The following is a 13,148-nucleotide window of genomic DNA, read 5'->3' on the forward strand; positions in this document are numbered from 1 at the left end:
CAGACTCAATGTGCGCGATCGGACCCTCCGGTTCGGCCGCTCGCATTCAGCCCGAGACGACTCTGAGAGTTAAGGAGAAACGATATGGCACGTGCAGTTGGAATCGACCTCGGAACCACGAACTCCGTCGTCGCTGTCCTCGAGGGCGGCGACCCCAAGGTCATCGCGAACATGGAAGGCGGTCGCACGACCCCGTCCGTTGTCGCAGTCAACAAGAACGGAGACTCCCTGGTCGGCGAGATCGCCAAGCGCCAGGCTGTCACCAACGTGAAGAACACCGTGGCGTCCGTCAAGCGCCACATGGGCACCGACTGGAACACCGAGATCGGCGGCAAGACGCTGACCGCTCCCGAGGTCTCCGCCCGCATCCTCCAGAAGCTCAAGCACGACGCTGAGGAGTACCTGCAGGAGAAGGTCACCGACGCGGTCATCACCGTGCCGGCCTACTTCAACGACGCAGAGCGCCAGGCCACGAAGGACGCCGGTGAGATCGCCGGCCTCAACGTCCTGCGCATCATCAACGAGCCCACCGCTGCTGCTCTGGCCTACGGCCTCGAGCGCGGCAAGGAAGACGAGCTCATCCTCGTCTTCGACCTCGGTGGCGGTACGTTCGACGTCTCGCTGCTCGAAGTCGGCAAGGACGATGACGGCTTCTCGACCATTCAGGTCCGTGCGACCTCCGGTGACAACCGCCTCGGCGGTGACGACTGGGATCAGCGGATCGTCGATTGGCTGGTCGAGCAGGTCAAGAACAACTACGGCGTCGACCTGACGAAGGACTCGACGGCGATGCAGCGCCTCAAGGAAGCCGCTGAGCAGGCGAAGAAGGAGCTCTCGTCCGCGACGAGCACCAACATCTCCCTGCAGTACCTCTCGATGAGCGAGAACGGTCCGATCCACCTCGACGAAACCCTCACCCGGGCGAAGTTCGAGGATCTGACCAAGGACCTCCTCGAGCGCACGAAGGCGCCGTTCCACGCGGTGATGAAGGATGCCGGCGTGTCCGTCAAGGACATCGACCACGTCGTCCTCGTCGGCGGTTCGACCCGCATGCCCGGCGTCACCCAGGTCGTCACCGAGCTCACCGGAGGCAAGGAGCCCAACAAGGGCGTCAACCCCGATGAGGTCGTCGCGATCGGCGCTGCCGTCCAGGCCGGTGTGCTCATGGGCGAACGCAAGGACGTCCTGCTCATCGACGTCACCCCGCTCTCGCTCGGACTCGAGACCAAGGGCGGCGTGATGACGAAGCTCATCGAGCGCAACACCCCGATCCCGACGAAGCGCTCGGAGACGTTCACCACGGCTGAGGACAACCAGCCGTCGGTGTCGATCCAGGTCTTCCAGGGTGAGCGCGAGTTCACGCGCGACAACAAGAACCTCGGCACCTTCGAGCTGACCGGCATCGCGCCGGCTCCGCGCGGTGTGCCGCAGATCGAGGTCGCGTTCGACATCGACGCCAACGGCATCGTCCATGTATCGGCCACCGACAAGGGAACCGGCAAGGAGCAGTCGATGACGATCACCGGCGGCTCGGCCCTCCCCAAGGAGGACATCGAGCGCATGGTGCGTGAGGCCGAGGAGCACGCGGAAGAGGACAAGAAGCGCCGTGAGGCCGCTGACGTCCGCAACAACGCGGAGAACCTCGCCTACCAGACGCAGAAGCTGCTCGACGACAACGCCGACAAGCTGCCCGAGGACATCAAGACCGAGCTCCAGGGCGACGTCGATGCTGTCAAGGAAGCTCTCAAGGGCGAAGACGACGACGCCGTGAAGAAGGCGTTCGACACGCTCACCGAGAAGCAGCAGAAGATCGGCGAGGCCATCTACCAGCAGCAGGAGTCCGGCGCGGCCGGTGGCGCTGCCGGTGGTGCCGAGCAGGGCAGCAGCGACGCAGGCACCGGTGCCGACGACGATGTCGTCGACGCCGAGGTCGTGGATGATGATGAGGACGAGGGGAAGAAGTAATGACGACCGAGGGCAACGATCCGTCGTCCGAGGAGCCAGGCTTCACCTTCCATGACAAGCGTCGGGTCGATCCCGAGACCGGTGAGCTCCGTCCCGAAGCCGACCCGCAGTCGGCTTCGGGGGAGTCCGGTGAGGGAGCCGACACCGAGGAGGTGCTGGCCGACGCCAGCGACCTCGGTGTCGAGATCCCGGCCGACGCCTCATCGCTCAACGACACCGAGGCGGCCGGCAGCGAACCCGCTCCCGGCTCCGAGGCCGCGGCCCACCTCGCCGACCTCAAGCGCATCAACGCCGAGTACGCGGCCTACCGGATGCGCGCCGATCGCGAACGCGAGCGGGCGTCGGTGGGCGGAACCGTCAAGGTCGTCGAGGCCTTGGTTCCCGTCCTCGACGAGGTGCGTCTGGCGCAGGAGAACGGCGACGTCTCCGGGCCCTTCGAGGCCCACGTCAACAAGCTGATTGACGCGCTGGCCAAGGTCGGCGTCGAGCAGTACGGCGCAGTCGGCGACGAGTTCGATCCGCACCTGCATGAGGCTCTCATGCAGCAGCCGTCGGACGAAGTCGAGGTGCCGACGGTGTTCATGGTCATGCAGCCGGGCTACCGCATGGGTGATCGCATCATCCGCGCGGCCCGCGTCGGCGTGCAGCAGCCAGAGGACTGACCGTTCCACCTTCGCCGAGGTGACCCGCCACCCCAGCGTCCGGCCACGGACGCTGGGAGCGGGGACCGCCTCGGCGACGGTCCGGAATCACCGGGAGGGAAGCCTTCGCGGGGATTGCGGATTGTGAGCAGACAGATGAACGGACGAATGACAGAGCCGGGGCGGACACGCACCGGCAGGCACAACAGGACTGAGAAGAAGGGAGGTGCCAGATGAGTACCGGACCGCAGAACGACTGGTTCGAGAAGGACTTCTACAAGACCCTCGGCGTCTCCAAGGACGCGTCGGACTCCGAGATCAAGAAGGCCTACCGCAAGCTCGCGCGGAAGTACCATCCGGACGCGAATCCGGGGAACGCCGAGGCGGAGGCCAAGTTCAAGGAGATCGGACAGGCCCACCAGGTGCTGTCGAACAAGGAATCGCGCGAACAGTACGACCAGGTCCGCGCCATGGGCAGCGGTGCCAGGTTCAGCGCCGGCGCCGGTGGTGCCGGGGGAGCCGGCGGCGGCTTCGACGACGTGTTCTCCGACCTCTTCGGAGGCGGCGGGCGCACCCGGACCCGGACGACATACAGCGGCGGCGGGTTCGGCGGCGGCAGCGGCTACGGCGACGTGCCCCCGGATCTCGCCGACTTGCTCAACGGCTTCGGCGGCGGGTCGTACGGCAGCTACGGCGGCGGTTATGACACGGGCTTCGGCGGCGGATATTCGCCACCGGTCAAGGGCGGGGACATCAAGTCCTCGACGAACCTCAGCTTCACCGAGGCGGCCAACGGCGCATCCGTGAAGCTGCAGATGCCCGGCGGCAAGCCGCTGACCGTGCGCACCCCGATCGGGGTCAAGGACGGACAGAAGATCCGGCTGGCCGGCAAGGGCAAGCAGAGCCCGAACGGCGGCGATCCCGGTGACGTCATCCTCACCGTCCACGTCAAGCCCCACCCGGTGTTCACCCGCGACGGCGACAACCTGCGGATGGACCTGCCGGTGAGCTTCGACGAGGCGGCGCTCGGCGCCGAGGTCAAGGTGCCCACGCTCGGCGGGCAGCCGGTCAAGGTGAAGATTCCCGCGGGCACGCCCTCGGGTCGGACCCTGCGGGTGCGCGGCAAGGGTGTGAAGACGAAGAAGGGCACGGGCGATCTGCTCGTCACCGTCGAGATCGTCGCCCCGAAGAACCTCTCGAAGGAAGCGAAGGAAGCCGTCGAAGCCTACAAGGCGGCGACGGAATCCGACGACCCGCGTGCCGGCCTGCTCGATCGGGCCAAGGCAAGCTGAGGCAGTGAGGCAGGATGCAGTTCTCTCAGAGCGCAGCGCTCTACGTCATCTCGGTGGCGGCGGAATTGGCGGGGATGCACCCGCAGACCCTGCGGCAGTATGACCGGATGGGTCTCGTCACCCCGCAGCGCACGGCCGGCAAGGGCCGACGTTACTCGGGGCGGGACATCGCCAAGCTGCGCCTGATCCAGCATCTCTCGAAGGACGAGGGGGTCAACCTCGTCGGGATCAAGAAGATCATGGAGATGCAGAACCAGATCGACGCCCTGCGCAGCCGGAACCGGGAGCTCGAGGAGGAGGTCCTCGCCGAGGCGGCGGCACGCGAACGCGATTCGCGTGTCTTCGCTGCCGGTTCCGGCGGCGACGTCGTCTCGATCGCGCGCGGCCGACGACCGAAGGTCACCGCCGAATCGGAGGCCGGTGCCGTCGTGCTCTACGACGATTTCACCACTCGAAGGGTGCGCGGCCCGGCGAAGGCGTGAGGGCAATCCGAGCGGTACCGGGTGGCTGTGACCAGGGGCGGAACATCATTTCCAGGGGCGGAGCGATCCGCCCCTTTCTCATGCCCGGATCGGGTTGTGGCCAGTTCGCTCTGAGATGGCCAAGGCAGCCTTGGCCATCTCAGAGCGAACTGGCGCAAACCGGGTCGCTGGACCCGGATTCCACGGGCGCCGCTACTCGGGAGAGCGCTGGTCTCGGCGCGACCGTGGTCGATTGCGGGTCGCACGTCCGCGACAGGGAACCGACTGCGCGGCATGTCCGGCACACGCCCGTTTCGCCGACATCGCTCGACCTGTGTAACCCCGCCGAACCACCCGAACGTCGCTTTGGCTCATCCTGTTTTGGGCGGCTCACGTTTTGAACAGAGCCGCTCGAACCAGGATGAGCCGCAACGTGAGGCTGCGAGGGTGGGAGCCTCAGAGGGCGCGAGTCATGGGTTGCGAGAACTCACGACAGGCAACCGTCCGGCGGCCAGAGTCGTGTGAGCGCACTGCGCCTACCAGGGCACCTGGTGCGCGGCACTGTCCGCTGTCGAAACACAGGCGAAACGTTGCTCGCCACGGGACGAAACAATCGACTGTCAGGATGGGCGCTGTTGAGATCGACGAGCGACCGAGGAGACCACCATGACGATGTCTGCAGACAAGTCGACGGCGCCACCGGGGACGAGCCGCGAGGCGAAGGCCGCAGCGCGCGAGAGTCTCGAGGACTACACTCTGAGATTCGCGCCGCGCTCCTACCGCACGTGGGCACCGGCCGTGGTGGCGACGAGTGCACTGGGCGGCATCGCGTATCTCGCTGACTTCTCGATCGGCGCGAGCATCGGCCTGGCTCACGGCACAGCCAACGGCATCCTCGGCATCCTCACGGCGGCCATCATCATCTTCCTCACCGGCTGGCCCCTGGCCTTCTACGCCGCGCGCTACAACCTCGACCTCGATCTCATCACCCGCGGCGCAGGGTTCGGGTACTACGGCTCTGTGATCACGAACATCATCTTCGCCACCTTCACGTTCATCTTCTTCGCCCTCGAGGGATCGATCATGGCCCAAGGGCTCTATTTGGGACTCGGCATCCCGCGCCCGCTCGGCTACCTCCTCTCCACCGTCATCATCTTCCCGCTCGTCATCTTCGGCATGAAGGCGCTGGCCCGACTGCAGGTCTCGACGACACCGCTCTGGCTCGTCCTCATGGTCGTCCCCGTCGGCTACCTCATCGCCTTCCAACCGGAATCCGTGAGCACCTTCTTCGCGTACCAGGGCGAGAGCGGCGAGAGCGCGAACTTCGCCTCGGCCATGCTCGCCGCCGGAGTCTGCCTCTCGCTCATTGCCCAGATCGCCGAGCAGATCGACTACCTGCGATTCATGCCCCCGCGCACTCCGGCCAACCGTCGCAGCTGGTGGACGGCGGTGATCCTCGCCGGTCCGGGCTGGGTGATCTTCGGTGCGATCAAGCAGATCATCGGCATGTTCCTCGCCGTCTACCTCATCGCCAACGTGCCCGGGGCCACCGGATTCGCGACCGAGCCGGTCCAGCAGCTGCTCGCCACCTACGAGCAGATGATGCCGCAATGGCTCGCCCTGCTGCTCGCCGTCGTCCTCGTCGTCATCTCCCAGGTGAAGATCAACGTGACGAACGCCTACTCCGGGTCACTGGCGTGGACGAACGCATACACCCGGATCACCAAGCGCTACCCCGGGCGGATCACCTTCCTCGTCGTCAACCTGCTCTTCGCTCTGGCGCTCATGGAGCTCAACATGTTCGACTTCCTCAACGCGATCCTCAGCTTCTACGCCAACCTCGCGATGCCGTGGATCTGCGTCGTCGCCGCGGACATCGCCATCAACAAGTACGTGCTGGGACTCTCACCGAAGACCCCGGAGTTCAGGCGCGGCATGCTCTACGACTGGAACCCGGTCGGCGTCGTCTCCCTCGTGCTCTCCGGTGGGGTGTCCATCGCCATCTACTTCGGTGCCTTCGGGGCCGCGGTCCAGCCGTTCTCCCCGCTCTTCGCCGTCGGCATCGCCATCGTCGCCACACCGCTCATGGCGATCATCACCCGGGGGCGCTTCTACCTGCGTCGACAGGACGACGGCATCGACGTGCCGATGTATGACGACCACGGCAACCCCACGGATGCGACCCTGTGGTGCCACGTCACGGAGATGGAGTTCGAGCGTCCCGACATGATCGCCTCGGCGAAGACCGGACCGAACGGGGAGACGCTCTATCTCAGCTCGCTGGCACTGTCGACCGACCGCCTCGGCGAACATGTCCTGCCGGCCGACCCTGTCCGGGAGCGCTGATGCATTTCACACCGGGGGACACGGAGAAGCTGCTGCTCTCCGTCGCCGGCATGGTCGCCCGCGATCGCCTGTCGCGGGGGGTTCCGCTCAACTATCCCGAATCCGTTGCGCTGCTGAGCACGTGGGTGATCGAGCGGGCGCGTGAGGGGGCCGCGGTCGAGGAGCTCATGGTCACCGGGCGGGAGGTCCTCAGTCGCGACGATGTCATGGACGATGTGGCGCCGATGCTCCACGACGTCCAGGTCGAGGCCACGTTCCCCGACGGGCGCAAGCTCGTCACCATCCACAATCCCATCGACTGACAGGACCGCGTCATGGCAGGCACGAGAGACCACGGGCCGGGAGCCGTGCGGGTGCGCGAGGGCACCCGCCTCCTCAACGCACGCGCCGCCGAGGCGGACACCGGCAGCATCACCATCGAGAACACGGGAGATCGTCCGGTGCAGATCGGATCGCACTTCCACCTGCCCGATGTCAACGCCGCATTGGCGTTCGACCGGGCTCGGGCCGAGGGCTGCCGGCTCGACATTCCGGCAGGGACCTCGATCCGGTTCGAACCGGGGGCGTCGCGGACCGTGCCGATCGTCCGCCTCGGCGGTCGTGCCCGGGTGCCCGGACTGCAGATTCCCACGGGCGGCTCTGATGGCTGAGATCTCCGCTCAGCGCTACGCCTCCCTCTACGGACCGACGACAGGGGACCAGGTCCGCCTCGGCGACACCGACCTGTGGATCGAGATCGAGGGCGATCGGACATTCGGCGGTGACGAAGCGGTCTTCGGCGGGGGCAAGTCGATTCGCGAATCGATGCTCCAGGGCACGACGACGCGCGTCGACGGTGCACCGGACACCGTGATCACGAATGTCATCGTCGTCGATTGGTGGGGGATCATCCGTGCCGATGTCGGCATCCGCGACGGCGTGATCACGGCTCTGGGCCGGGCGGGCAACCGCGACGTCGCCGACGGGGTCGATCCGGGTCTGCAGATCGGCCCGTCGACCGACGTCATCTCCGGCGAGGGCCGGATCCTCACCGCCGGTGGGATCGACTCGCACGTCCACCTGCTGTCGCCGTCGCAGATCCATGAGGCGCTCGCCACCGGAATCACCACCGTGGTCGGTGGCGGAACGGGTCCGTCGGAGGGGAGCAAGGCGACGACGGTGACGCCCGGGGCGTGGCATCTGGGGATGATGCTGCGGGCACTCGACGCACTGCCGGTCAACGTCCTGCTCCTCGGCAAGGGCAACACCGTCTCCGCCGCGGGGCTGGCCGAACAGGCCCTCGGCGGGGCGGCAGGGTACAAGATCCATGAGGACTGGGGCGCGACACCGGCCGCGATCGACGCTGCGCTCCGCGCCGCCGACGATCACGGTCTGCAGGTCGCACTCCACTCGGACTCGCTCAACGAGTCGGGCTTCGTCGAGTCGACGATCGCCGCGATCGCCGGGCGCAGCATCCACGCCTTCCACGTCGAAGGTGCCGGCGGCGGCCATGCCCCCGACATCCTCTCGATCGCCGCGCTGGAGAACATCATCCCCGGTTCGACCAATCCGACTCTTCCCCACACCGTCAACACCGTCGCCGAGCACCTCGACATGCTCATGGTCTGCCACCACCTCAACCCCAGCGTGCCCGAGGACCTCGCCTTCGCCGAATCGCGCATCCGGGCGACGACGATCGCCGCCGAGGACGTCCTCCACGACCTCGGCGCCCTGTCGATCACCTCCTCGGACGCTCAGGCGATGGGCCGCATCGGCGAGGTCATCACCCGGACCTGGCAGGTTGCCCACACGATGAAGCTGCGGCGGGGGCGCCTCGGCGAGACGATGCCGGCAGACAATGAGCGGGCACGCCGGTACGTGGCGAAGTACACGATCAATCCGGCGATCGCCCATGGGGTCGATGCGCACCTCGGTTCCGTCGAAGTCGGGAAGATGGCCGATCTCGTGCTGTGGGATCCGCGCTTCTTCGGTGTCCGCCCCGACCTCGTCATCAAGGGCGGGACGATCGCCTGGGCCGGCCTCGGCGATCCGAACGCGTCGATCCCGACGCCGCAGCCGGTGCTCATGCGGCCGGCGTTCGGGGATGCCCTCGGGGCGACGACCTCGGTGTCGTTCGTCGCTCCGGCCGCCGTCGACAGCGGGCTGCGGGAGCGCTTGGGCCTGCACCGGGAGCTGCGTGCCGTCGCGCCGACGCGGGGGATCGGGAAGGCGGACATGCGCAACAACGACGTCCGTCCCGCCATCGACATCGACCCGGACACGTTCCAGATCGCCATCGACGGCGACCTCGTCACCGCGGCACCCGCACATGCGCTGCCGCTCGCCCAGCTCTACCAGATGTTCTGATGGTCACGGTGACGCTCGACGCGCTGGGGCCGGGGGCCGCCTCGGCGATCATCATGCTCCTCGCCGACGCCCGCCTGCCCGCGGGGGCGCACGTGACCTCGAACGGCGTCGAAGCCGGACTGCGCCGCGGGCTCGCGCCGAGGGAGGTCGCAGCCTACATGCGCGCGCGGATGCGCACCGTCGTCCGTGTGGAGGCCGGCACCGCCGTCGTCACCCGCCATGCCCTGATCGGCGCTCGCGTCGTCGACGACGATGAGGTCGACCGCGGCGGCGGGAATGACCGGGAGCCCGGCGTGATCCTCGCCGACATCGGCGACGAATGGGCAGCGCGCACTCCCAGCCTGGCACTGCGGGAGATCGCCGAGGTGCTCGGTGCGGGACTGCGTCGCGTGGCGGTCACGCTGTGGCCCCAATTGGACCCGGTGCTGCCGCGGCGTGGACTTCCGCGTCCCGTGGTGCTCGGCGCCATCGCCGCAGCCGCCGGGATTCCAGCGACCGACCTCGTGCGCCTCGTCGCCTACGACGATGCGCAGACGGTCGCCGCTGCGATGCTCAAACTCGAACCGATGGATCCGCTTGCGGCCACCGGTTGGGTGCTCGAGGCGTGCACCGCCTTCGAGCCCTGTGTCGCCGATCTGGCGACGCTCACCGACCCCGCAGCGATTCCCGCTGCCGGGGCACCGCTCATCGAGGACTGGGCAGAGGCCCAGTCCGCACTGCCGAGGAGGCTGTTCCGTGCCTGAGATCCCCACCCCGCACCGTTCCCTGCGACTCGGAGTCGCCGGCCCCGTGGGCACCGGCAAGAGTTCGCTCATCGCGATGATCTGCCGCACCCTGGCGAACGAGATCCGCATCGGGGTGATCACCAACGACATCTACACCGACGAGGATGCCCGGCTGCTCAGGGCCGCCGGGGTCCTCGACCCCGACCGGATCCGCGCCATCGAGACCGGGGCCTGCCCTCACACGGCGATCCGCGACGACGTCACGGCCAACCTCGCGGGAGTCGAGGAGCTCGAAGCCGATTTCGATCCGCTCGATCTCGTGCTCGTCGAGTCCGGCGGGGACAATCTCACTGCGACGTTCTCGCCGGCGCTCATCGACGCCCAGATCTTCGTCCTCGACGTCGCCGGCGGTGGCGATGTGGCGCGCAAGGGCGGGCCCGGCATCGGGCGCGCGGATCTCCTCGTCGTCAACAAGACCGATCTCGCGCCGTACGTGGGCGTCGACGTCGAGCAGATGATCTCCGACGCCGAGGCGGCACGCGAACAGGGCCCGGTGCTCGGGCTCTCCCGCACCGACGAGGAGTCCGTCGCGCGCCTGCGGTCATGGCTGCTCGCCCTGCTCGAGACGCATCGGTCCGGGGCGCACGAACCGCAGGATCCGGGTCCGATGGCACCGCATTTCCACGCCGATGAGGACGGGGGATACATGCACTCGCACGCCGACGGCGAGGGCCACGGGCACGCAGACGACCCCGGCCACGACGGTGCCGGCCGCGACGGTGCCGGCCCCGGTCCTCTCGATCACGCAGACGCCAGCATCCGGACCCCAGCGGATCGAGTGTCCGCAGATGGCCGGGGATGACGCACATCGCCGTCGACCTGGTCGCCGGGCGCGAGCTTCCGCAGGTGCGTCTGACTCCCGGTCTCATGCAGCCGCGGCTGATCTCCCGCGCGGCCGGAGGGCGCGCGCATGTGGCGATCGTCGCCGGAGGTGCGGCGCTCCTCGGCGGGGATGCGGTGACGATCGGCATCCGGGTCGGGCAGGGATGCCGCCTCGTCATCGAAGACGTCGGCGGCACGGTCGCCTACCCGACCGATGGGGCGGAGTCACGGTGGGACGTCGACATCGAGGTGGGCGCGGCCGGCAGTCTCATCTGGGAGACGTTCCCGTTCGTCGTCGCGTCGGGGGCGCGGGTGCGCCGGTCGACGCGGGTGCGCGTCGGCGCCGAGGTGACGGTGCGTCTCCGGGAGACGATCGTGCTCGGGCGCTCGGGCGAGGTCGGCGGGGCTCTGCGGAGCCGCACCGATGTGCGCGACTGCGCGGGGAGGCCGTATTTCGTCGAGGACCTCGATGTCGACGGGACCGATCCGCTGCCGGGAGTCCTCGGATCCGCCTCGGTGCTCGATACGGCGATGCTCTTCGGCAGGAGAGACGACGCCGCCGGTCCGACGGCGGGTGACGACGTGGGCGACTCCACGACAGTGCGAATGCTCGAGCTCTCACGGCCCGGGACGATCGCGAGAGCGATCGGTGCCGCTGCTCACGAATCACATGTCGACTCCGTGTGGCAGCGGTAGACCCGACCGGCCGAGTGAGCATGCGGCGACTGCTCACGGTGAGCTGCGGAGGCGCGGCAAACGATCCCCGGACCCCGGGGTGTCACACCTGACCGGGAAGGTGAACAAGTGAGGGACGCAATGCATACAGGCACACCGAAGATGGAAACGAGGATACCGACAATGGATACCACGACAGCGGGACGGCCGGGAACGGGACGGGTGGACGGCACCCGATTCGATGCGGACTGGTGGCGGATGCGGACCCCGCTGATCGTCATCGCGGGGCTCGCGATCGCAGGGTTCAGCCTGGTCCTCGCCTCGACGAACGAGATCGGCCACGCCGCGGCCTGGGGTCTGGCGGCAACAGCGGTGCTCCTCGGCGCTCGCCATGCCTTCGACGCCGACCACGTCGCCGTCATCGACAACGTCACCCGGCGACTTGCGACCGCTGACCAGTCCCGGCTTCGCGGCGGTGCCGTCGGATTCTGGTTCGCGCTCGGGCACTCGAGCGTCGTCATCATCACCGCCGCCCTCGTCACCGCCGGTGCCGCCGCGGCTCGCAGCCTCGTCGTGAGTGAGGACTCCGATCTGCGTGCCGGTCTCGGGATGTGGGGACTGCTGTTCGCGACCTGCGTCGTGGGGGTCGTCGGGATCGTCAACCTCGTCGCGTTCATCCGCCTTCTGCGCGACCGTCGCACCGATGGTGCACCCGCGACGGATCAGAATGGTGACAGCGGAGCCGGTGCTGCGCCCCGTGGACCTCTCACGACAGTCTTCTCCCGGCTCATCGGCACCGTCGATCGACCGGCGCGGATGTATCCCATCGGGCTCCTCTTCGGGCTCGGGTTCGACACCGCGGCGACGATCGGACTGATGATCGCGGCCGGTGCAACGGCCGCGAGCACGTCGCCGCTGCTCGCTCTGTCGCTTCCGCTGCTCTTCGCCGCAGGTATGGCGGCGTGCGACACCGGGGACAGCGTGATGATGGCAAGACTCTATCGCTGGGCCGCCGGTGACGGCGGGCGGTTCCACCGCTACAACCTCATCGTCACCGGACTCTCAGTGCTCATCGCGGCCATCGTCGTCATCGCCGGTGTCGCCGAGGCGGGGGCGGAGACCGCGACGTTCACCCTTCCCGCCCCGGATACGGAGTATGCCGGGTTCGTCGCCACCGGCTTGTTCGTGCTCATCGCCGTCGCGGCACTTCTCACAGCGCGTCGACGGACGGCAACCGCTGAACGCAGGGACGAGGGGCAAGATCTGGGCGCCGAGGTGGCTGACGGGTCCCGCGGCGAGTGACGGGTGATGCTCGGCGGCGGTGGTCGCCTCAATGTTCTGGTCGGCCTCGCCTTCGGATCATGGGAGCACGCCGTCAGACCGGTCTCGCCGTCGCGGCCGGATCGAGTTGTGGCCAGTTCAGGTTTGGGCCAGTTTGCTCTGAGATGGCCAAGGCGGCCTTGGCCATCTCAGTCTCAACTGGCGCAAACCGGGCCCCGACTCGGATTCCGTGAGCGCCGCGCGTGGGAAGGACGTGTGTCTCGTGGGCGCCGCCGGCCCGCTCGACTTGTGTAACCCCGCCCAGCCGCCCGAACGCCGTTTCGGCTCAGCCTGTTTTCGGCGGCTCACATTTCGAACAGAGCCGCTCGAACCAACCTGAGCCGCAGCGGCGATCGAGACTCTGACTCCTGCGGAGCGCAGGATCCGATACTCGCGGAACGAGAGCCTGGGCCCGGAATACAGTGTCACGACCAAGGTGGATCGACTGAGGTGGGTGCTGCCTCGAAGAAAGCTCGTGGCCACACCGAACAGGGC

General features: G+C 67.8%; 12 protein-coding genes. All 12 read left to right on the forward strand.

Annotation, left to right across the window (positions count from 1 at the left end; genetic code table 11):
* Positions 1–84: 84 nt before the first annotated feature.
* The gene (gene dnaK, locus J9315_RS02095) at positions 85–1,965 is read left to right on the forward strand and encodes a molecular chaperone DnaK (protein ID WP_198499769.1); all 1,881 of its coding nucleotides are present in this window, start codon (positions 85–87) and stop codon (positions 1,963–1,965) included.
* Positions 1,965–2,627, forward strand: coding sequence for a nucleotide exchange factor GrpE (locus J9315_RS02100; protein WP_137824516.1), 663 nt, complete (start codon positions 1,965–1,967; stop codon positions 2,625–2,627). Before dnaK ends, J9315_RS02100 begins: the two co-directional genes overlap by 1 nt.
* A 212-nt stretch (positions 2,628–2,839) precedes the next feature.
* Entirely contained in the window at positions 2,840–3,898 is a 1,059-nt protein-coding gene (locus J9315_RS02105) for a DnaJ C-terminal domain-containing protein (protein WP_198499768.1), read from the forward strand.
* 14 nt (positions 3,899–3,912) lie between these two features.
* Complete coding sequence (locus J9315_RS02110; RefSeq protein ID WP_137824518.1) at positions 3,913–4,380, forward strand: helix-turn-helix transcriptional regulator; 468 nt, start codon at positions 3,913–3,915, stop codon at positions 4,378–4,380.
* Positions 4,381–5,031: 651 nt separating this feature from the next.
* Positions 5,032–6,705 (forward strand): hypothetical protein, encoded by a 1,674-nt coding sequence (locus tag J9315_RS02115; protein WP_249121065.1) that lies wholly within the window; start codon positions 5,032–5,034, stop codon positions 6,703–6,705.
* Positions 6,705–7,007 (forward strand): urease subunit gamma, encoded by a 303-nt coding sequence (locus J9315_RS02120; protein ID WP_137824520.1) that lies wholly within the window; start codon positions 6,705–6,707, stop codon positions 7,005–7,007. Before J9315_RS02115 ends, J9315_RS02120 begins: the two co-directional genes overlap by 1 nt.
* A gap of 12 nt (positions 7,008–7,019) precedes the next feature.
* Positions 7,020–7,355 carry an urease subunit beta gene (gene ureB / locus J9315_RS02125; RefSeq protein WP_211978697.1) on the forward strand — a complete coding sequence of 112 codons (336 nt, stop codon included), beginning with the start codon at positions 7,020–7,022 and terminating at the stop codon, positions 7,353–7,355.
* Positions 7,348–9,051 (forward strand): urease subunit alpha, encoded by a 1,704-nt coding sequence (locus J9315_RS02130; RefSeq protein WP_211978698.1) that lies wholly within the window; start codon positions 7,348–7,350, stop codon positions 9,049–9,051. The genes ureB and J9315_RS02130 overlap by 8 nt, the downstream gene beginning before the upstream one ends.
* Complete coding sequence (locus J9315_RS02135; protein WP_211978699.1) at positions 9,051–9,794, forward strand: urease accessory UreF family protein; 744 nt, start codon at positions 9,051–9,053, stop codon at positions 9,792–9,794. Before J9315_RS02130 ends, J9315_RS02135 begins: the two co-directional genes overlap by 1 nt.
* On the forward strand, positions 9,787–10,638 hold the full coding sequence (ureG, locus tag J9315_RS02140) for an urease accessory protein UreG (RefSeq protein WP_249120995.1): 852 nt from the start codon (positions 9,787–9,789) through the stop codon (positions 10,636–10,638). The genes J9315_RS02135 and ureG overlap by 8 nt, the downstream gene beginning before the upstream one ends.
* Positions 10,635–11,354 carry an urease accessory protein UreD gene (locus J9315_RS02145; RefSeq protein WP_211978700.1) on the forward strand — a complete coding sequence of 240 codons (720 nt, stop codon included), beginning with the start codon at positions 10,635–10,637 and terminating at the stop codon, positions 11,352–11,354. The genes ureG and J9315_RS02145 overlap by 4 nt, the downstream gene beginning before the upstream one ends.
* A gap of 162 nt (positions 11,355–11,516) precedes the next feature.
* The gene (locus tag J9315_RS02150) at positions 11,517–12,635 is read left to right on the forward strand and encodes a HoxN/HupN/NixA family nickel/cobalt transporter (protein ID WP_211978701.1); all 1,119 of its coding nucleotides are present in this window, start codon (positions 11,517–11,519) and stop codon (positions 12,633–12,635) included.
* The last annotated feature ends 513 nt before the right edge of the window (positions 12,636–13,148 follow it).

Origin of the sequence: Brevibacterium sp. W7.2 (assembly GCF_018137945.1) — a bacterium.
Classification (GTDB): domain Bacteria; phylum Actinomycetota; class Actinomycetes; order Actinomycetales; family Brevibacteriaceae; genus Brevibacterium; species Brevibacterium sanguinis.